General features: G+C 47.7%; 17 protein-coding genes. 5 read left to right on the top strand and 12 right to left on the bottom strand.

What is annotated here, in order from left to right:
• The coding region (locus AC2CG4_RS15165; RefSeq protein WP_484487071.1) for a TetR/AcrR family transcriptional regulator at nucleotides 1–439 on the top strand (439 nt) is incomplete at its 5' end.
• 262 nt (nucleotides 440–701) lie between these two features.
• Here AC2CG4_RS15165 and AC2CG4_RS15170 read toward each other — a convergent pair.
• From AC2CG4_RS15170 to AC2CG4_RS15205, 8 genes are all read right to left on the bottom strand, one after another.
• Nucleotides 702–3,860, bottom strand: a complete 3,159-nt coding sequence (locus AC2CG4_RS15170; RefSeq protein WP_484487072.1) for an efflux RND transporter permease subunit — start codon at nucleotides 3,858–3,860, stop codon at nucleotides 702–704.
• Complete coding sequence (locus AC2CG4_RS15175; RefSeq protein ID WP_484487073.1) at nucleotides 3,853–4,944, bottom strand: efflux RND transporter periplasmic adaptor subunit; 1,092 nt, start codon at nucleotides 4,942–4,944, stop codon at nucleotides 3,853–3,855. The genes AC2CG4_RS15170 and AC2CG4_RS15175 overlap by 8 nt, the downstream gene beginning before the upstream one ends.
• A gap of 168 nt (nucleotides 4,945–5,112) precedes the next feature.
• Nucleotides 5,113–7,689, bottom strand: a complete 2,577-nt coding sequence (locus AC2CG4_RS15180) for a bifunctional diguanylate cyclase/phosphodiesterase (protein WP_484487074.1) — start codon at nucleotides 7,687–7,689, stop codon at nucleotides 5,113–5,115.
• 252 nt (nucleotides 7,690–7,941) lie between these two features.
• Entirely contained in the window at nucleotides 7,942–8,391 is a 450-nt protein-coding gene (locus tag AC2CG4_RS15185) for an RES family NAD+ phosphorylase (RefSeq protein ID WP_484487075.1), read from the bottom strand.
• A gap of 48 nt (nucleotides 8,392–8,439) precedes the next feature.
• Nucleotides 8,440–8,892 (bottom strand): antitoxin Xre/MbcA/ParS toxin-binding domain-containing protein, encoded by a 453-nt coding sequence (locus AC2CG4_RS15190; protein WP_484487076.1) that lies wholly within the window; start codon nucleotides 8,890–8,892, stop codon nucleotides 8,440–8,442.
• Nucleotides 8,893–9,085: 193 nt separating this feature from the next.
• Entirely contained in the window at nucleotides 9,086–11,482 is a 2,397-nt protein-coding gene (locus AC2CG4_RS15195) for a TOTE conflict system archaeo-eukaryotic primase domain-containing protein (protein WP_484487077.1), read from the bottom strand.
• Between the two features lie 35 nt (nucleotides 11,483–11,517).
• Nucleotides 11,518–12,717 (bottom strand): ImmA/IrrE family metallo-endopeptidase, encoded by a 1,200-nt coding sequence (locus AC2CG4_RS15200; protein WP_484487078.1) that lies wholly within the window; start codon nucleotides 12,715–12,717, stop codon nucleotides 11,518–11,520.
• Nucleotides 12,718–12,726: 9 nt separating this feature from the next.
• Nucleotides 12,727–13,011 (bottom strand): type II toxin-antitoxin system HigB family toxin, encoded by a 285-nt coding sequence (locus AC2CG4_RS15205; protein WP_484487079.1) that lies wholly within the window; start codon nucleotides 13,009–13,011, stop codon nucleotides 12,727–12,729.
• A gap of 1,134 nt (nucleotides 13,012–14,145) precedes the next feature.
• Between AC2CG4_RS15205 and AC2CG4_RS15210 the strand changes: the two genes are divergently transcribed.
• A complete protein-coding gene (locus tag AC2CG4_RS15210; RefSeq protein ID WP_484487080.1) occupies nucleotides 14,146–14,355 on the top strand; it encodes a hypothetical protein in 210 nt (69 codons plus the stop codon).
• On the top strand, nucleotides 14,352–14,606 hold the full coding sequence (locus AC2CG4_RS15215; RefSeq protein ID WP_484487081.1) for a hypothetical protein: 255 nt from the start codon (nucleotides 14,352–14,354) through the stop codon (nucleotides 14,604–14,606). The genes AC2CG4_RS15210 and AC2CG4_RS15215 overlap by 4 nt, the downstream gene beginning before the upstream one ends.
• 108 nt (nucleotides 14,607–14,714) lie before the next feature.
• On the opposite strand, the gene AC2CG4_RS15220 is transcribed toward AC2CG4_RS15215, so the two are convergent.
• Complete coding sequence (locus AC2CG4_RS15220; RefSeq protein WP_484487082.1) at nucleotides 14,715–15,041, bottom strand: DUF551 domain-containing protein; 327 nt, start codon at nucleotides 15,039–15,041, stop codon at nucleotides 14,715–14,717.
• A 356-nt stretch (nucleotides 15,042–15,397) separates the two neighbouring features.
• Between AC2CG4_RS15220 and AC2CG4_RS15225 the strand changes: the two genes are divergently transcribed.
• Nucleotides 15,398–15,475 (top strand): hypothetical protein, encoded by a 78-nt coding sequence (locus AC2CG4_RS15225; protein WP_484487210.1) that lies wholly within the window; start codon nucleotides 15,398–15,400, stop codon nucleotides 15,473–15,475.
• A 291-nt stretch (nucleotides 15,476–15,766) separates the two neighbouring features.
• On the opposite strand, the gene AC2CG4_RS15230 is transcribed toward AC2CG4_RS15225, so the two are convergent.
• On the bottom strand, nucleotides 15,767–16,009 hold the full coding sequence (locus tag AC2CG4_RS15230) for a DUF305 domain-containing protein (RefSeq protein WP_484487083.1): 243 nt from the start codon (nucleotides 16,007–16,009) through the stop codon (nucleotides 15,767–15,769).
• Nucleotides 16,010–16,342: 333 nt separating this feature from the next.
• On the opposite strand from AC2CG4_RS15230, the gene AC2CG4_RS15235 reads away from it, so the two are divergent.
• Nucleotides 16,343–17,077 (top strand): abortive infection family protein, encoded by a 735-nt coding sequence (locus tag AC2CG4_RS15235; RefSeq protein WP_484487084.1) that lies wholly within the window; start codon nucleotides 16,343–16,345, stop codon nucleotides 17,075–17,077.
• A 71-nt stretch (nucleotides 17,078–17,148) separates the two neighbouring features.
• On the opposite strand, the gene AC2CG4_RS15240 is transcribed toward AC2CG4_RS15235, so the two are convergent.
• Together AC2CG4_RS15240 and AC2CG4_RS15245 are read right to left on the bottom strand one after the other, a co-directional pair.
• Nucleotides 17,149–19,098 carry a cytochrome c/FTR1 family iron permease gene (locus tag AC2CG4_RS15240; protein WP_484487085.1) on the bottom strand — a complete coding sequence of 650 codons (1,950 nt, stop codon included), beginning with the start codon at nucleotides 19,096–19,098 and terminating at the stop codon, nucleotides 17,149–17,151.
• A 74-nt stretch (nucleotides 19,099–19,172) separates the two neighbouring features.
• Entirely contained in the window at nucleotides 19,173–21,221 is a 2,049-nt protein-coding gene (locus AC2CG4_RS15245; RefSeq protein WP_484487086.1) for a heavy metal translocating P-type ATPase, read from the bottom strand.
• Nucleotides 21,222–21,269 lie beyond the last annotated feature (48 nt).

Consider the following 21,269-nt stretch of genomic DNA (forward strand, 5'->3'; position numbering starts at 1 on the left):
CATCATTGCCAAGGCTGATGTGGGACGCTCGACGTTTTATGAACATTATAAAAACAAAGATGAACTGCTCTATGCAAGTTTGCACTGGCCGATGACTGTTTTGGCCTCTGCGATGCTACCTCCAAGCAAGGTGTTGGATGTACAGGGGGTGCTGGAGCATTTTTGGCAGAACAGAAGTTTTGCTCGCCCTATATTTACAGGTGGTACACGTAAACATGTCAGTCGATGCCTTAGCCAGATAATTATCGGGCAAATGCATAACATGTCTTCACCTTCACAAAATCGCTATGTCCCTATATCCGCTATTGCACAGGCGCTAGCCGCAACGCAACTCTCTTTATTGAGCGACTGGCTGACGGGTGTATATGCCACGACACCAGATAAACTTGCTCAACAGTTAATGCTTATCAGCCGAGCTATTGCTATTCCTCCTGCGTGATTATCATTTAAGGGGAAGAGTAAAATTTAATGACCGTCCGCTTTTGGCCGATTTGCGAAGTTCGGCGGCTTGCGTCAGGCACCGTATTTTTTGATTTAAATGTTAGTTTATTATCAATCGGTCACGTGAACGCTGTAAGTCGCAATCGGAGGCAATGTCATGTGCGGTGAATGCTGACTCAGGCTTTTGGGCGAAATATAAAAGTCGGCTTCTTTGAGTGTTTAAAAAAACGGGCAGGGGTTGTAAACCTCTGCCCGTTTTTTTATTTGCTGGTAAGTTTTTTGCGCGGCAGCAAGTGTAAAAATTTTTCTCGCCATGCGGCTTCTGGGTTTAATACTTCTATTAACAAACAGGGTAGGAAGCTCAGGGTTAGCAACATGGAGGCGGCTAGGCCGCAGAGTACAACTATGCCTACACCGCGATACAACTCGGTGCCTGCGCCGGGAATGAGAACGAGAGGCAACAGGCCGAAGATGGTGGTGGCGGTGGACATAAGGATGGGGCGCAGGCGGGTGGCGACGGCTTGGTGTACGGCGTCGGCGATGGGTAGGTGGCGTTCATCCAGATTGCGCCGGGTTTGCTCCACAATCAGGATTGGGTTGTTGACCACTGTGCCTAACAGAATTACAAAACCAAGCATGGTAATCATGTCGAATGCTTGATGGTTGCCCACCAAACCGACGGTTGCCAGCAGCGCACTAACGCCGTTGGTGGCAACCAAACCGACCAAACCACCGGCGATGCCCAGGGGCACTGTAGTCATAATTAGCAGTGGGTAGCCCCAGTGGGAAAAGATCGCCACCAGTAACAAATAAATCAGCACCAGTGCTACCGCAAAATTACTCAGCAGCGAGGCGCGGGTTGAGGCCAGGTCATCGGCGGCGCCGGTAATACTCAGCGTGACCCGGCTGGGCAATTCACCGGCACCCTTCATGGCGGGGATCAATTCGCTACGCACCTTTTCTACGGCGGTTTCCAGCGCGACATCATCGGCAGGGATGATGTACACGGATACGGTGCGCTGGCCATTGATCCGGCGCAGGGCTTCGCTGTCTACCGTTTCGCGCAATTCCGCCAGTGCCGCAAGTGGCAAGACCTGCCCGTTGGGTGTGCTGATGGGCACTTGCGCCAGTTGGTTGAGCTGTTGGCGGTTGCCGGCGGTGCTGAACAGGAACATATCGATCTTGTCGTCGCCATCGATAAACTCTCCCACAAAGGCGCCGTCGCTGTAGGCGGCGACAACAAAGCCAAAGGTCTCGGCACTAAACCCGAGTTCGGCCAAACGCTCCCAGCGCGGGCGGATTTCAATCAGCGGCTGGTCGAGGGACAGCGACGAGGGCGATGAATCGAGCCGCGGCTGTTCAAATACCTCGTCCGCCCGGCGCATGACGTGGCGCGCGGTGGTGTATAACTCCGCCAGATCAGCGCCGGTGATGTTTAACTCCACCGCGCGAGTGCCGCCCTGATTGCTGGAAATGATCGAACCGCGCGATGAAAAGCCGCGCATGCCGGGGTAGCGCTCAAAGCGTTCCACCAGCGCGGTCATCATCACATCTATATTGGCGGGGTCGCGCGGTTCGCTCATCAGCCAAAGCTGCCCGGCACCGATGCGCAGGAGGTAGTACTTGAGCTGTGGAATAGCGCCGTCTTCAGCCTGGTAGCCCTCCGCCGAGGCGGTATTCAACTCGGCTTGGATTTCGGTGCCGATTTTGTGCATCTCTTCGATGTTGTAACCCGGTGGCGCAAACATTCGGGTAAAGGCCTTGGGCTCTTCGCCTTCGGGCAAATACTCGGCTGCGGGCATGAGCACTGTCGCCAGGCCGAGGCTGCTGAACAGGGCAATGCCCATGGTGAGGTAGCGGCGCTTGCGAGTACAGGAGAGCCAATCGGTGAAATTGAGAATCGCGGTTTCGCGCTTTGAACCTTCGCCCATATTCATGCGCCCGCCAATGGCGGCGCTGGCGGCAGGCACCACAAACAGAGCAAACAACATAGAGGCGATAATGGCCGCGGAAATGGCCAGGGCGATATCGGAATAGAGCTGGCCCGCTTCGTCGGTGACAAACAGCACCGGGGCAAAGACCAGCACCGTGGTTGAACTAGAGGCAATTACCGCGCTCCAGACTTCGCGCACACCGGTGACGGCGGCCTCGATCCGATCCAAGCCGCGCCGCCGCGCCTGCTCAATGCTCTCCAATACCACAATGCTGTTATCCAGCGTCATGCCAATCGCAAAGGCGATACCGGCGAGGGAGATCACGTTAATGGTGCGCTCAAAAGTGGCGAGCCCAATAAAAGCGGCGATGGTACACACCGGAATGCCCATAAGGCAGATAAGAGTGGCGCGCCCCGAGCGCAGGAACAGGTACATCACCAATGTGGCGAGCAAGGCGCCCAGGCACAAGTTGACAAACACATTGCTCACTGAGGCCTCTACATAGCGCACGTCGTCGCCAATCATCATGATGCGCAGGCCATTGGGTTCGAGCAGATCAACCCGCAGTTGGTCGATCTCGGCCAGCATCGCCCGTTTGATATCGATCACGTTGGAACCCTGCTGGCGCTTGACCGATAGGGTCAGCGCCTCCTCGCCATTAACGATGGCGTAACCGCGCTTTTCGTAGTGATCCAGCCGCACCTCGGCAAGGTCGCGCAGGCGGATATTACTGCCCTCGCTGTGGCTCACAATCAGGTTTTGCAGGTCATCGATATCTTCAAACCGGCTGGTGGTGCGCAGCAAATAGCGGCGTTTGCCCTCGTTGATATCACCGGCCGACACATCGCGGTTGCGCGCGCGAATGGCGTTGCTGACATCCTCCAGGCTCAGGTTGCGCTGGGCAAGACGGGCGGGGTCAACCTGAATTTGAATCTGGCGCAGGGTATTGTTCATCTCCACCTGCGACACCCCCGCGACCCGCTCCATGCGCGGGCGCAGATTGTCATCGATAAAGTCGCTAATCATGTCCATATCCAGCTGGCGCGGGTTGCCCAGCTGGGGCAGAACGGCGAAGTACATAAAGGCATTTTCGGAAAATGACTCGCTGTACAGGCGCGGTTGATCCACATTTTCGGGGTAGTTGGCCACTTGGCTCAGGGCATTGGAGACCCGGATCAGCGCCTCATTGGCCTCGACCCCGATGGGAAATTCCAGCTCGATCACCGCTTCGCCCATTCGGGCGGAGGACTCCATGCGGCTCAGATTGGGCAGCGAGCGCAGGTAGCGCTCCTGTTCGAGCAGAATTTCGTTTTCAATATCTTGCGGGGTAGCACCTGGCCAACCGGTTTCAACGGTGATGATGCGGGTGTCCAGATTGGGAATCATCTGCACCGGCATACGCAGTGCGGCGGCAAGGCCGAGCACACACACAATCAAGACGATAACGCTCAGCAGGCGCCCCTGCACAACCCATTTTTCAATCATTGGTCTGCCCCTGCGCGCTGGTTGCCGGAGCATCTACCACAGTGACTGACTGGCCATCGCTGAGCAGTTCATTGCCACGGATCACCACCTGCTCACCAGCCTGCACTCCTTGCTCGACAAAATAGCCCGTGCGGTTGCTGCTGCCCAAAGCAATGGTGCGGCGCTGGGCGGTGCCGTTTTCCACTACAAATACACTGAAGTTGCCATCAGCATTGCGCAGCAGGGCATCGCGCGGCAACAAGACGGCGGTTTTAGTCTGCTGGAAGCGCAGCTGGGCGCGGGCAGAGGCGCCGGGCACAAGTGCGGTTGAGGTTTCAGTTGCGGCAAGGCGCAGCAGGAAGCTGCGCGAGGCATCGCCCACCGGCACCAGAGTGTCGATGCCCGCGGCAAGCTGCAGGTTGGGGTGGGCATCGGGGATAATCTGCACACTTTGCAGATGCTCGATACTGGTCAGATGCTCCTGCGGCAGCTGAACATCCAGGCGCACCGAGTCCATCGACACCAGAGTAAATACCTGATCGCCGGGGTTGAGCCATTGCCCCACATCGGTCCAGCGGGCGCTGATCACCCCATCAAAGGGCGCTTTGAGTTGGTGTTTAGCCAGTTGTTCGGCGGCGATAGCGGCAGCAGCACGGGCTTCTTGTACCCTTGCTTTCGCCAGAGTGGCCGCACTTTCCCGGGCGCTCACCTCACTTTGGGCGATATGGCTCTGCTCGCGCAAACGCAGAGCTTCATCGCGCAGGCGATTGGCTTCGATCGCGCTGGTTTCAGCGGCGGCCAGCTGCGCCAGAGCGCGCTGATGTTCTTGTTTAACGATGCTATCGTCCAACGTCAGTAGCAGATCGCCCTTTTTAACCCGGCTGCCCAAGTCTACCTGCAGGTCTTTGACCAGCGCATGAACCGCCACCGAGAGCCGGGAATCGCGCAGCGCCTGCACCGTGCCACTCAGCTCTAGCTCACTGCTAAGCGCGCTGCTCTGCAAGCGATGAGTAACCACCTGCACCTCGTTAGATTGAGCCTGAACAGAAGGCCAAGCCGCCAACAATGGCAGTAATAAACAGGTAGTTAAGAGAAAGCGCTGCATAAGCCCTCATCGGGTTGGTGAGTGTCAAGGCTTATCTTAAAGGATTACAAATAGTAACTTCTCTCATTTACAGGCTAATTTCAGGACTTAACACTTTTTTGCGCAAGCGCGGCGCGGAGACAAGGCAGCGTCAGTAAACTCCGCCAGGCAGGGGGGTTAACCTATTCATTAGGGCGCTACCGCAAACTTATCTACCGGTACCGGGCGGCCAAAATAATAGCCTTGGTATTTTAAACAGCCTTCTTTTTCTAACCAATCGCGCTGCTCTTTGGTTTCTACGCCTTCGGCAATAACAGTGAGTTCCATGCTCTGCGCGAGACGAATAATCATACGCGCGATAGCAGCATCATTGGGGTCAATAAGAATATCATTAACAAAAGATTTATCGATTTTTAATTCGCTGATTGGCAGGCGTTTTAAATAGGAAAGCGATGAATAACCTGTGCCAAAATCATCGAGAGAAAATTTAATTCCGTGGCTTTTTAGCGCCTTCATTTTAGTGATAATTTCTTGCTGATTAGCAACCAACATACTCTCGGTGAGCTCGAGTTTTAATTTGTAGGGTGCTGCTCCACTTCGCTGAATAATCTCCAATAGCTGTTCAACAAATTGCGGATGCTGAAATTGGCGGGCGCTAACGTTGATCGAGAGAACAATATCGGCTGTCGTGGGTGATTTATCCCATTCAACTAATTGCGCGCAGGCCGCAGCAAAAATCCAATTCCCCATAGGTAAGATCAAACCGGACTCTTCGGCGATAGGAATAAAATCCAATGGCGGGATCATGCCACGCTGTGGATGTAACCAGCGAATCAAGGCTTCTGCACCGACCACTGTGCCATTGTGATTAATCTGCGGCTGATAATACAGTTGGAACTGTTGCTGCTGTAGCGCATCGCGAATTTCGTTTTGCAGCGCAAAACGTTGCGCAGCAAGAGTTTGCATTTCCGGATCAAAAAAACGCAAAGTATTACGCCCTGCGGCTTTGGCGTGATACATAGCTTGGTCGGCTTGTTTTAGTAATTCTTCTATCTGTACCGGTTTATCGCCAAATAAACAAATACCGATACTGGGCGAATTAAAGTATTCCTGTCCCTCCAGTTGATAAACACAATTCAAGCTGGCCAAAATTTTCTCAGCGATTTGTTGAACATGCAATGCGGCGTTATCGTGATCCTTATCAAGACCTTCAAATACCACTAGAAATTCGTCGCCGCCCAAACGTGCAACTGTATCCTGCGTGCGCACCGCAAGCCGCAGCCGTTCAGCAACGGCAATTAGTAAGAGATCGCCGATGTGATGGCCGCGGTTATCGTTGAGCGTTTTAAAATCGTCGAGATCAATATACAAAAGTGCGCCGAGTTTGCCTTGCCGCAAACTAGTAGCAATCGCATGTTCCAAACGATCTTGCAACAGGCGACGATTAGGTAATTGCGTAAGAGGATCGAAAAACGCGAGTTTATTGATGCGCTCTTCGCTCTCTTTGCGCTGGGTGATATCGCGGCTCAGAATGACAAAACGCGCTACCCCGTCTTGCTCATCAATTTTTCGCGAAACAGATAATTCAAAAGTAGCAAAACCGCGCGGCAACGTCAGCGAATAACATTTACCAGAAGACATGCCTTTTTCAGTGGCTTCATCAAGCGCGGCATGAATAATAGTGCAGGCCTCCTCTGGCAAAAATAAATGAAAACTTTGACCCAAAAATTTTATCGGTTCTACGGTGAGCAAATCAGGTTGATTGGTGTGGTAATTGTGAATAATTCCATTGCCATCAACTTCAAACAATAAATCAGGAATTGCATCGAGAGTTGCCTGCAAGTGCGCGCGTGCGTTGAGCAGCTCGCGCGTCTGTTCGGTGACCGCGTCTTGCAAATACAATCGACGACGCTGCAACATCACCATCAACCAGCTCTGGTAGGCCAGCAACAAGCTCAATACCAGGCCGATAAGTATTTCACCCGCTAATTGCCAGCGTTTAGTCCAGCCCGTAATCGGTGTGACACTGAGCGTCCAACTGCCGTTGGGAACCTCGAACGATTTATCAACCGGATCGATCAAATACTCCGGTGAGTTAACTGCAATTATGTCCTGTTCACCGGTTTCTGGATTTATTCGCCAGAGCTTATAAGCCATGCCCTGTGCATCCAACTGAGAGAGATTAGCGGCCTTTAGTAATCGATTTATGCGAATCGTGACATTGCTAAATCCCCAAAACGTGGTTTCGTTCTGATCAACCAAATAAATCGGCAAGCGCGCAATCGCGCCCATCCCGCCTTGCACCAATTGCACCGGTCCAGCCAGAGTTAACTTGCCGGAATCGCGCGCCCGAATGGCTTCTTTATTTTGGATGGTGTCCGCGAGCTGATTAAAACCGAGGGATTTTTCGTTGCCTAAAAGAGGATAAACCTGAGTGATGATGCCATTGGGCGACAAGCTAATATGGGAGACGCTATCAAAATAAGGCAACAATTCACGGGCCGCGTCGTCAAATCGCTCGGTCGAACCATGGCCCAAACGGATCATCGCAGCGATGGAATAGTTGAGTGTAAGCGCCTGATTGAGACTATCACGCACCAAAAAAGCATGATTCTGCGCAATATTTTCCACATCAGCGCGCGTTGCATGACGCTGATTTTGCTCAAACTGCCAAATTATCAGCGCCGAAAGACTGAGGCAGACTAAGAATACCGCCAACGCCATGGCTTTAGGTCTGCGCAATAAAAAGGGAATAACCTCAGGCATAACAGCGAAAACACCCACAATTGCTAAATAAAGTTAGCGCTCACTATAGCATCGTCGATGAGAAGTGCGTCCTGTGATTATTACCACTGGCATCTATCACTTCCCACGCCACCTGTGGTGTCCAGCCCATCTCGGTTTCCATTACGCACAATTGCCATGGATTAACGCGGCCGATACTCGATTTAACGATTGAGCATCTTGTCGGTTTATACAACGAAGTATCGGGATTGCAGGGGTAAGACTGAAAAAGGTCTACAGCAAAAGCCGCGCATCAAACGGATAATGCCTGACACTAATAATTTCTGCATTGGCAGCAGCGACATGACGTGGATTAAACAAATAGTTGAAGCTGTGCGGCACTACCGCACTGGGTACGCGCAAGAATAGTGAGCTGCTGCTGATTAACCATTCATCACCTATGGCGCGGGTGAATTCGAGATCCTCTTGCCAAGCGTCGGGCAGCGCATTTCTGTGCAGGTGGGACATTCCGGTGCGCTGGTTGTAATCCACTTCCAGCAATTGGTAGTTAGCGGGGACTTCGTTGAGATCCAACTCAAAATGTACTAAAACTTCTAACATTGCCAACGATGGGCTTTCGGATAGATAGACAATTGGGATACCGCGATTGTGCCAGCGGCCGGAGGCTTTCAAGCCACCTTTTCCCTGTAAATCGGCGTAGTTGCTGATTCTCCATAACTTCATGGCGTGATGATTCCCTTAAAACATTCGATTAAGCCGAAATAGCCGTCATCAAAAGTAGCCTTCATCTAATTGGATAAGGGTTTCTTCAACCAAACTCGCACCCGGCTCAGTTTTTATCAGCTCCATGGCGGACAAACCATCAAATATTTTGCGCGGTTTGTTTAGCCAGGCCATGGCTTTGTCTGCGCCTACAACCTCTTGCGCCAAGGCCGATATTTTTGCTGCACGTAACCAGCGCTCGGTTTCATCGGTAGTCAGTTTTTGGCCTTTTTCACGGCGATGGGTGAGCGTACGCAGCGGAATGATCCAATCCAGATCGCGCCGGTTAAACCCTTGATCGACCAACAAATCCACCGCCGAAGTAACAATGCCTTCGCGGCTAACTCGCACTACATCTAATGGGGTTTTAAGACCGATATGAAGGATGGAACCCACCCGCGCCATAACCCGGGCAGATACACCTTTATTGGCTTTTTCGGGAGTAAACTCACTATATTGCATGCTAGCCTCACTGAAATTCGGCAATTTTCCTAAGTGTATATGGCAAACTGCTGTGGTGTAACAAAATAGTTGTAAACAAAAAGACATAGAAATTGGCCTTTTTTCACCATTTTTGCACCAAGAATGACAAAATAGTTTTAAATTGATTTTCTAACGCGAAATTTCCTAAAACGGAAAAAGTAACAAAATAATTCTAAACTATTCCTGATTCTTGTGTTTGAGCTATTCGATAGCCCATAGCTCTGTATCCGCGCAGCCGTTTATCCCACATTCGAAGTAAGGCAGGATGACCATTATCCACCACATCAATAATTTTAACATCGGTTTTACTGGCATGTTCGCGGTGGAGCCTTCCTGCGTATTGTTGCAGAGTACCTTTCCAAGAAACAGGCATTGCTAATACCAGAGTATCTAGTGGTGGGTGATCGAAGCCTTCTCCCACCAACTTTCCTGTGGCCAATAAAACGCGCGGCTCGTCCGGAGGTAAAGCCTCCAATTCTGAAATAGTAGTCGCGCGTTGTTTTTTGGACATACGGCCATGAAGGAAAAAGTAAGCAGGTACTCTTTCGGCTAGAGCACCGGAAATAATATCCAAGTGCTCAGTTCTTTCTGTTAATACCAATACCTTTCGCCCAAGATTAAAAGCATTTAATGTTTCGGTAACAATTTTTTCTGTTCGCTCAGCGTCATTGGTCAGATGACGAAATACATCTTGAATACCTGCATCTTGCGGTAGCTCAATGCGGCTGTGTGAGGATATTGGTATTACCTCTAAATCGTTCGGCGCATTTTCGGATTTAGTAGCAGTATGGCGAATTGGGCCGCATTGCATAAAAATAATAGGCTGTTGACCATCGCGCCGAATCGGTGTGGCGGTTAAGCCTAAAACATATTTAGCCTTTACTTGCTTTAATATTGCATCGAAAGAGAAGGCACCAATATGATGGCATTCATCCACGATAACCTGACCATATTTTTCGACAATGGGATTAATTTCACCTTGGCGAGAAATAGACTGCATAACGGCAATATCTATTTTCCCTGTAGGTTTATTTTTCCCGCCGCCTATGACTCCAACAACGTCTTTTCCTACCGCACCTTTTTCATTCGTAAGAAAGGATTGCAATCGCTCTTGCCACTGTTTTAATAATTCTGTTCTGTGCACAAGGATTAATGTATTAACACCGCGCTTAGCAATGATCGCAGCAGCGGTAACTGTTTTGCCAAAAGCAGTTGGTGCACAAAGCACACCTACATCGTGCTTTAACATTGCCGAAACAGCTACTTCCTGATCTGTACGTAGCACACCTGAAAACTGTGTATTAATCAGCTCGCCTTTATATCGCTCGTCTTGAAGTTCACATCGAATTTTATTTTCACTAAGTAGATTTTCAAGGGCATCTAAACAACCACGGGGCAATGCGATATGCAGCGGACAGTTTTCAGCACAGCTAATGACTCTCGGCTTATCCCACACAGGAAGACGCATTGCTTGCGCCTTATAGAATTCTGGGTTTTGAAACGCTGCTAAACGAATAATTCTATTCGCCAGCGGCTGAGGTAAATCTTGTTTTTCAATATAGATTAAATTGGCCAGCGTCAGCTTTAACAATTTTGGCATAACGCCAGGAATTTTATTGCTGCGACTTTTTTCGCGCTTCCAAGGCTCTTTTTGATCCTCTTCATCGATAAAAGTAACGTCTAACGGATGTGCATTTCCTGTAGCTGTAAAAATAACAGGCTCAATGTCATAGGGTGACATTGGCTTTATTGAAGATAAGAATAACCATTGATCGGCATAAAGATTAAAGTTTTCATCAACAAAAACACTGCGACCGTGCGCACGAGGCGTTTTCTGTAGAGGTAATGCAATTAAGTTTCCAAAGCCACCCTTTGGCATAGTGTCTTGGTTGGGGAAAAGCCTATCGTATGAATTCAGTTTTAATTGTCGTGTGCGTGTGCAGGTATGGCTAATAATTGCGGTTCCCAAGCGACGAGCATCACGGGCGGCCACTCGATCAGCAAAGAATATCCATACATGAGCACCATTACCAGAACGTGAAATTTCGAGTGCAGCCGGAATATTTAATTCCGCGCATGACCGCATAAATGCATTTGCATCTTCTTTCCAGTCTTGCTCGTCAAAATCAACCGCAAGAAAGTAACATGAGTCATCACTTAGCAGGGGGAATACACCGATAGTTTGTTTACCCGCAAGATGGTCGTAAACCACCGCATCGGTTAGAGGCGCTAATTTGCGATTGCTACAATCTGAACATTTGATGCGGGGCTTTTCACAAACTCTAGGCACCCACTCATTTTCGCAGGCGGGGGCATAACCGGATTTCCCTGTTGTTTTGCTTTCCCATCGAACAGGATAAATATCTGTTCGACCGCAAAATAATTTGCGAAAAATATTTACCTTTTCAGCGGTGCCGATGGGGGAATGTTCCGCTTCAATAAAACGAATGGGTTCTGGCTCGACTTCTATTATTTCTGGTACACGCCATTCAATACCATGATGCTCAAGTAATTTTATTAATCGAGTATTTTCAACGCGTAACTCTTCGATATCTGTCTGTGTTGACATTAATTCAACTCTTCATCAGATGATCTTCCCTGATCCTAAATCATTAATGGCTTAATTTTATCTCGAAATAATTTGCCAAAAAGTTGGTGATTATCCGCTTCAAAACGAATGCGCCCCGCGATAATACAAGGAGAGATGTTGAGCCTACTTGCAAGTGCGTTAATGTCTTTGGGGGCATTAGATGTCAACAAATTAAAATCCTCGGCAGGTATTAACGCCTCCTGTGCAAGAACATCTGCCTCTTGCTCAATTTGCTCGGTACTAACGACATCTAAATCATCAATAAACCAAATATCGGATCCGTCAAGATGCAGGGCAATGTGAGCCAGCTCATGCATCAAAGTAAACCAAAAATTATCGAGTTTGTCATGGCGGAGGGTTAGCGCAACAACAGGGTTACCATCCGCAGTTAAACATACAGCACCATCAAGATATGTTTGCGGTAAATGTGGTTCAAAAATTAAATGAATACCAATACGGTTTAAAAATTCTTTTGCCAATATCGGGCCATTTTCAGACCACGATAATTGTGCAAGTTTTTGCATCCAAGTTAAGTTGACAGCGCCTGCTTGATATTTGATTGTCAACGATTCTGCTTGGGCTTTTTGTAAAACACGTACCTGCCATGCCCAGAGTGCATAGGTATTAATTTCTTTATTATTACTGCGTAAATGCGCACTAGTGCGTAGTAACGCTGGACGCAATGAAAAGCCTGAACGTACAGATGACAGAAATGAGCTGAGATGTTCCGCAGCATACTCCCTTAATTCTTGCAGGCTACCATTGAATCCGTCGAAATACCCACGTTCGCGCATTTTGGCGAGAGGAAAAGCAAGCCAATCAATATCAGGATTTTCAATCGATTTTTTCTGAGTTTCACGAATAAGTACCTGAGCAGATATGCCTAAACCTTCGCTCAATCTACGAATCATATTTATGCTCAGTGGGCGCTTACCATTAAGCACTTCGGTCACTTTAGAGGCAGAACCAATGTAAGGAATTAAATCTTTGTTTCGTAATCCTTGCTGCTCCATGCGAAATTTAATGGCTTCGATAGGATCAGGCGGGTCTATCGGGTAACGATCTTCTTCATAACGTTCTATTAGTAATGCCAAAACATCAAACTCATCAGCCTCTGCGCTTCCTTTCACGATTTCTTTATCCATTAACGACATCAAATAGGCCAATGCCTGCTCATGCTCTTGGTCAGTTTTTATAATTCTAATGTGATTCATCTTCGCCCCCTAAAAACTCTTCTTATCGTACTCGGCATGAGTACCAACCCATTCAATGACCACAAGGCCGTGCTCGTATCTGACTTTGATGACGAGCCGATAACTATTTCCTTTTATATTGAAAAGGACGAGGTTATTCGCCAGAAAATCTGCGCTGCTATAGCGATTTTTAATATCCTGCGGTGTTTGCCACTCCGCATGTACCACCTCATCAAACCATACGTCCAACGCTTTCTTAGAATCGGCATGTTTACGGCTACATTTGTCTAATTTATCTCTTCCTAAGACCCGCATGGGCACCCCTATACCTTTTTGGGAAGTATATATATACTTCCCAAAAAGGGAATGTCGGTGTAAAATAATTAGTGATACTTTTAGAAAGCTAAGATATTGATTTATATAGCTGACTATTTTTGTGCTTTAAAATAAATAGTGATACTAATTTTATTGATCTTTAATAAACAAAAATAATCATTAAAATAATTGGCGATACTATTTAATCTAATGCAGACATCCCAATATTTACTAACCGAACTGCGGTACCTCCCTCAAACTTAACTTTTTCAACCATAAAGCCAAAATTATCGGCTTTTCAAATAGACTGGCCGGAACCACCTGCCGGTCTATGCTCCAAATCAGACGGGCGACCATTTTTTTCATCGTCGGCGAAATGCCTGAACTCTCTGCTTTGGATGAGTATATCAAAACAAAGGTCTAGCCTGCTGAATACGTTAGCCAAAAGGCTAAAGACAGCCCCACTTGAACGAGGCTTAGTTGGAGTGGAAGGATGCATACCTTTTATGGCGATGGTAGAAGATCAACGTTACCTTATCGCCCTATACATCTGAATTGAATCCCAATAAAAAAGGCACCAAAAAGGTGCCTTTAGGGTATCCAGAATCACTTCGGCTTTCGCCTCGAACCGCCTTGCGCGGCTACGGGTTTCCCCGCTGGGGGACGCTCAATCTCATCCGGTCAGTCGCCCCGCCGAATAAGTATCATATAGACTTCTATCAGAAGCAATTTAAATTTCTATATGCGGTGATCTTTACGCATGGAAATTTGAAAACGAAGGCCAATCCTTAAATCCTCGGCACGACCACTTGCATTTGTAGTTCAACGACTATAACTAATAGCATTAAAACAACAATTTAGTCATATTAAAAAATTAGTTCCCCCGCATTTATCTTTGTTATTTCCCGGAGTAGCTACCTATTTATTTCTAACAGATCGGTTAAAGTAGATCTAACAGGCTGAAGATGACTTTCTCAAAGTCGATCAGTTTCTTCGTAGCCTACTCGAAAGATGGTCGCCCGTCTGGTTTGGAGCATAGTCCCACAGGCGGTTCCGGCCAACCAACTGTAATTATTGCAGTTTATTTTCCTATTGTTAATTAAACAAATTGTGATTTTAACTGAGGAATTCACAATGACTTCCAATGAGATTAATTTTGATGAGCTGTTTCGAAGAATCAGCTCCCCCAAAACAGGTGAGCGCTTTAAAGCATTGCGCTTTGCTACCTCTGAGGACTTAGCCAGCACATTTAAACCTAGCCCCGCTGATTCAGGAAAAACTGAGACACAACTAAATTTCGCATCTGCACCACACGTTATGCCAACAAGAGGGAAAAATGAGTGACATGGAATAACCGTATTTATAGGCATCTTATCGGAAGTAAGGAATGTTTCGCTCTTCATGAAACATTTTATAACAACGAGACCGGCTTAATAGAAAGCTGGACAGAGGAACCGGTTACTGAATTCAGCGATTCGATCGACGAACTTATACAGGATCTGGAACAGAAGTTGACTGATGCAAAGCGATTCAGAAATGCAGTTCTACTGCCAAATGCAAGCGCGGACGAAAATAATTTGATTTCAGGTAAATAAATCCAAAGACGTTTTAAGCGTCTTGGGAGGTTATTTTGCTGCGAAGATCATCATGATACATTGCTCCAATCCAGTTGCACGTTTCAAAAAAACGTAACAATTTGTAAATCAAGATGATCGCTTTATCTTGGAATAGTCCCCTTCAAAAATGCACTCGGATATTTCAGGTAAATCAGTTTCAACGATTCCAAGAAGGCGGTTTGGCTTAGAATTAATCTTTGAACCCACATAGTGTTCTGCGATAGGCAAATGCGTTGTATCCGGTATCGGCATCCACCCAATGATGACAACGTTTTCAGGAAGGTTGAACCAAACACCGTCAACAGCGTAAGCATCGGTAATACCGCCGTTGCCGCGTTCGGGCCAAAATCCTAGATACAAGGCAATAACGACCTCCATATCCTCTGGCATGTTATCTTCGCAAGTTATCCACATGTTAATTACTTCGCCACTTATGGGGTTTATTCGCTATCGGTCTTTTGCTGACTTGATGTACTCATAATGGTGACTGACTTTGAGACATCCACAATTTCAGGCCCGACTGACACCAGAATATGTTAGATAGGCAGATCAAAAGACGCAGATGGGTTAGTTGACGGGTTCATGAGTTCTTCCTCGCAAATTCAATACATCCAGTATCGACCTTACCCCCGTGGTAAGGTCAAGCACTTCCGCTGTTTTTTTTGAGAAAGAAAATAAATGCTTGACCTTACGATTGTAGGAAGCCTGAGACTGAAGATCCTTGTTAGCTGATTTGGAGTAAGGCTATGACTACTTTTTTCGTAAAAAGCATGAGCTGTGGCAGCTGTGCCAGACACATCACCCATGCTGTGAAGACACTGGAATTCCGACGCGGAATTGGCAATTGATATACCGGCACGCACGGTGAATATCGAGAGTAAAAAATCCACGGATGAACTAGCCAATGCTATTAAGGCATTGAATTACGAAGTGACTATTGCGGAGGAGTGATCACACGAATATATCTCAATGTTGCTGAAACATTTCCGGGATCCGGTTCGCTAATCGAAATCGGATCGCCGGATTTACTGCACCACCCGTGCTGCCACTGTTACGCGCGCAGCGGACTCCCGCCAGAGCAATTCTAAGCACTCCGACGAACAAAGCCCGCCATATTCATAGGGTAGATGCATCGTTATTTATTTTGACTTCCGGGGATGCGCTGCAAGCCATTTATCAAACTTAGCAATTTCTTTTTTCTGCGCTTCCACTATTTTTTTAGCGGCAGCACGCATATCCGGATCTCTACCTTTATCGATTTCTTTCTGAGCCATTTTTACACCTTGTATATGGTGCATGCGCATCATCAGGGCGAAATCATAATCTTGGTCTCCGGTCATTTTCATATGTTTATGATCCATATCCATATGATCCATTGACATGTTCTTGCCGGAACCAGATTAAGATATTAGCCAACGGATTGGTCGAAGCTGCGCAATCAAGCAGCGCATGCAGATATTTTGGGGAACTCACCGGAAAAAATGCAAAAGTATTACGACAGAACCTTTACTTGCCTTGCGATTTTTTACCATCTCCTTGCAGCAACGATTCACTACGACGGAGCGTTGATTGCCTAAGGAACTTCAGGTTGGCCGAAATTACCTTGGACGCCGCCCGCGCCAGCTCCTGATGACCAACAGTAGGAGTATTGACCCGTGGCGATCATTCCTTACTCTGTCATAAGTACCGTAGCATCAGTTCTCTCGCAGTATTATATGAGCCATACCAAAATCAATTTGCTGTTCATGGCCGCTGGTGCGCCTGGAGAACCACCTGAGGGAAATATGGCGACGAAATGCATTCAGTGGTTCAAGCGCTGTAATGAGGATGAGAGAGTAGACGCGCTGAGTGTGTTGGGGCTTTGCATCCAAACACTGATGAATGCAGATCCATCCATGGATGAGAGGATCAGTGCAGCAAAATCCTGCATTGACGACAGTCTTGCGAAAAACCTGTTGTGTTATCAATTGAACGGCGTTGTCACGGTGGCGGGCGCGGGATTGACAACCAAAACGCTGGCCGATTTTTTTATCAGCGGCGACTTTACATCTATCGAAGCCGAATCCACACGTGCGATTACCCACTTGCACACAGACCCGCACGCGGCCATCACGACGGCGTGCTCCATCATCGAAGCCTTATGCAAAACCTATATCGAGACCTTTGGATTGGAGATTTCCTCAAAGCAATCCATAGTTCCCTTATGGCGGGTCCTGCAAGAACATTTGGGTTTGAATATTGATTCACTGTTAGCTTATGGCCAGCGAAAAATTTTGCAAGGGTTCTCGGTGATAGTCGAAGGTGTTTGTGCTTATCGAATTCATATCGGTTCAGCACATGGGCGGGGCTTGCAGCCACCACCGATCACCGTGACGGAAGCACGCGTTGCTGTTAACGCCTCACACAGTGTGGTGACATTTCTCATGGGGCGGTGGACCTCACGGAATTAACACGAGCGTGCCAGGAACAGTGGACGGCAAGTGGCTAGCGCACAGCCACCCAAACCTCATCGACCATTAATTCATTTTCGCTTTTTTACCGCATTGTTGCGCGTGTTAACCCAGCTAATACCGAAGCCTCCCAGGGCGATTAGGGCAACAATTACCTGTGATATAAATGTCTCTAACGTCGGATAAAGTCCGAGCCATTCCACGCGCGGGATATTCATGAGCGTTACGCCTAACCATCCGGCCTCTTGCAAAGCGGATACACCTTTGCCAATTAACACTACTGCAAGCACAACGACCAAAATGGATGTGACAGAGAAGAATGTTCCTAACGGCATACGTGCACTTGTGCGCAGCAATACCCACGCAATTACAACCAATAACAATAAGGCTGTGAAAAAACCTGCTATCAATGCGCCGCTATTACCATCTGCTGCCAGTGCGGAATAAAACAACACGGTTTCAAAAACCTCTCGATACACCGCGATAAAAGCCAGCGCAAACAATGCCCACGCTGAACGTTGCGACACTGCCATCGATAATTTTTCTTTCAAATAATCTTGCCATTTGCCGGCGCTACTTTTCTGGTGCATCCACAATCCAACGCTAAGCAATACGACTGCGGCGAGTACTGATCCAATTCCCTCGGTCACTTCACGGTTAGCACCGCTAATGCCTATTAAATAAGTTGCCACGACCCACGTCAGCACGCCAGCAAGCAAGGCACTTATCCATCCTCTATGGACATGGCGAAGCACTTCAGGCCTGTCCGTCTTTTTCAAGAACGTGATCATGCCGATCACAATCAACAACGCTTCTATACCTTCGCGTAAGAGAATCGTGAGCGCCCCAACAAATGTTGTCGTGGGGTCAGCCTTAGCTTTCTGCATCAGCCCATCGACTTGCACAAAAAGTTGTTCCAATTGAACTGCCGCCGCCTCCGCTTGCTCAATTGATCCTTTTGCGACTGCCGAACGATAGGTGAGCATCGCGGTTTCCACGGCAATCAACAAAGATCCGTTGCGGGTATTCACTATTGGCTCAAGCGGCTCAAAACCATCCAAATATGCTGACAAGCTTAAACGCGTCGCGAGATTTCGATCTCCGGCTCGCGCAGCGGCCAGACTTTCCGCAAGACGCAATCGGGCTAATGCCAAACCAACCGGTTTATGTGTTTCTACGGCATCGGGATTGCTTCGCAGATATGCAGTGACAAAGCGAGCCTTATTTTCTGGTATTGTTTCGGCCAGTGCCGCTTCCGTGATTGTTGTTAGCTTGGTCAAATCAGAGAAAAGCCCCTTTATTTCCCCATCGTTATTCCAGAGATGCTTGCCTTGTTTGCGCATGGATTCATCGTAGGAAAGAGTACCAATATAGAATGCGAGTGCCCATCGATCCTCTTCAGGAAGTGCATTAAAACTCACCATTGATGTACCTTCCACGCCTTGGGAAATCACCTGATACAAAGCCATCAAGCTTCGCGTGCGTGCACGTTCTGCGTCCGTAAATGCAATCGGCTTGGGTTCCAGGTTTTCGGCGAGCGGACCGTCACCGTTTCCGTCCACACCATGGCATGCAGCACATTGCATCGCATAAAGGGTTTGTCCGCGAGTAAGGTCGGGAACAGTTCCTGGAGCGACTGGAAACGGATAGGCGGTTATCAAGGATGCATTTGCCTGATGCGCAAGTCGAGTGACTTCGATGCTTGCCTCTTTACGCAGGACGGCTGCGCGCAACTCGGCGATTTTCTCGGCAATATTTGGTTTGGAAGCATGTTCCGGGAGAGATTGTAAAAAGGTGCCTGCATTCTCTGTAAAATCCAGCATTTCAGCGTATTCCGCCTCGCTGATGATGACACCATCGGCGACAGCTCCACTGTAATCGACCGCAACATAATCAAGCAGTTGCCATAACTGCTTTGCATCTCCCGAAGTAGTGGTTTGTGCAAACACAGAACCTGTAATCAGAAATAATACTGCGCCAATGCTGGCAATGCGTTTAAGGAAACTTTTTTGATTATTCACGTTTATTTTTTGCCTCTACGTTTAGGGGGGCGATGGCGAATTTATATCAGCTCGCCGAGATGCCACTCTTTATTTTAAAACTTCATGCGCTGAATTCGCACGGCATTCATAATCGCTAGCAGCGCTACACCGACATCAGCAAAAACCGCTTCCCACATCGTGGCCAAACCACCGGCCCCCAGTATTAATACGATGGCTTTTACACCGAAAGCGAGGGAAATATTTTGCCAAACAATGCGTTTGGTTTGTTTACCGATGGCGATGGCGGTGGGAATTTTGCTGGGTTTATCATCTTGAATAACAACGTCGGCTGTTTCGATTGTTGCATCGCTGCCAAGGCCGCCCATCGCTATACCGACATCGCTCAGGGCAACGACCGGTGCGTCATTAACACCATCACCGACGAACGCAACAGTTTCATTTCGCGCTTTGATTTCTTTTACTTTGTTAACTTTATCTTCTGGTAGTAAATCACCAAAGGCATTCGCGATACCTAATTTCTGTGCGACAAATTGCACTACTGAACTTTTGTCACCGCTAAGCATGGTAATGTTGATGCCCAATTTTTTTAGTGTATCTATCGTTAATTGCGCGTCCTCTTTAATGCTGTCGGCGATAGTAATGTAGCCTGCGAATTTTTGATCGTAAGCAATAGCGATGACGGTATACACAATGGTGGCCGGATCAAGATCGTAGGCGACGGCGAATTTATCGAGCAACCTGAAATTACCTACCAGTAACGCTTTGCCATTCACGTCGGCTTTCAATCCATGACCCGATATTTCTTCAACATTGTTCAATGTAATGCTGCTGTCGATACCACCTACAAATTGATGAATGGCGGTTGCTACCGGATGCGTACTTTGGCTTTCTAGTGCGTTGACCATTTTCAGGATTTCATCGCGATTGAACTCAGGGTTGAGGTTGACCTCCTGTACTTTAAAGACACCTTCCGTCATGGTGCCGGTTTTATCCATCACCACGTTTTGAATGGTAGAAATGGTGTCCAAAAAGTTACTGCCTTTGAATAAAATACCGTTTCGACTGGCTGCGCCTATGCCGCCGAAATAGCCCAGTGGAATACTAATGACCAATGCACAGGGACAGGAGATCACCAGGAAAATCAACGCACGGTACAACCACTCACTGAATACATAAGTCTCCACAAATACATATGGGACCACACAAATCGCAACGGCCAAAGTAACCACAATAGGTGTGTATATTTTGGCGAATTTTCGGATAAATAATTCGGTAGGCGCTTTCTGTGCAGAAGCGTTTTGCACTAATTCTAAAATTCGGGACAGTTTGCTGTCGGTATAGGCAGTGGTTACTTTGACTTGTGACACTGCATTGAGATTAATCATGCCCGCCAACACACTATCACCTTTGGTTTTTGTGTCAGGTTTGCTCTCGCCGGTCAAGGCGGCGGTATTAAATGAGGCGGTCTCGGATAGGAGTTCACCATCCAATCCTAATTTTTCACCTGCTTTGAGTTGTATAATATCGCCAATGCTAACGGTCTCTGCCTTCAGGGTTATCGCTTGATTATTGCGTAACACGGTTACTTCGTCGGGGCGTTGATCGAGCAGGGTTTTAATGTTGGTTTTTGCGCGTTTCACGGCGAGGGTCTGGAACACTTCACCGATAGAATAAAACAACATCACGGCAACACCTTCCGGATATTCACCGATAGCAAAAGCACCGATAGTAGCAATGCTCATCAATAAAAATTCAGAAAATACTTCACCTTTCGCAATGCTTTCAACGGCCTCTTTCAACACTGGCAGGCCTACAGGTAAATAGGCGGCAACGTACCAGCCAATACGCAACCAGCCAGTAAACCAGGTTTGTGGAAAATAATTATCCAGTACTATCGCAATGAGCAGTGCAACCAAACTCATTGCGGCAGGCAGAAATAGCTTTATATTGCTACCGCCATCACTGGCATGATCGTGGTCATGGCTATCATCATCGACATGCTGATCTTGATCGTCACTGGCACAACAACAGCTTTTCATGGGGCTATTTTTTATTAGCACATCTGCTTTGTTATTTATTTTTTCTTCTTCTGTGCAACATAGTTGTTTGCCCTGTTCATCATATTCGTGTGTATGTTCCATAGCGTTTCCTTTACTTGAAAATAGTGATAGAAAATGAAGGTTCATATC

This window comes from Cellvibrio sp. ATLC23, assembly GCF_057196725.1.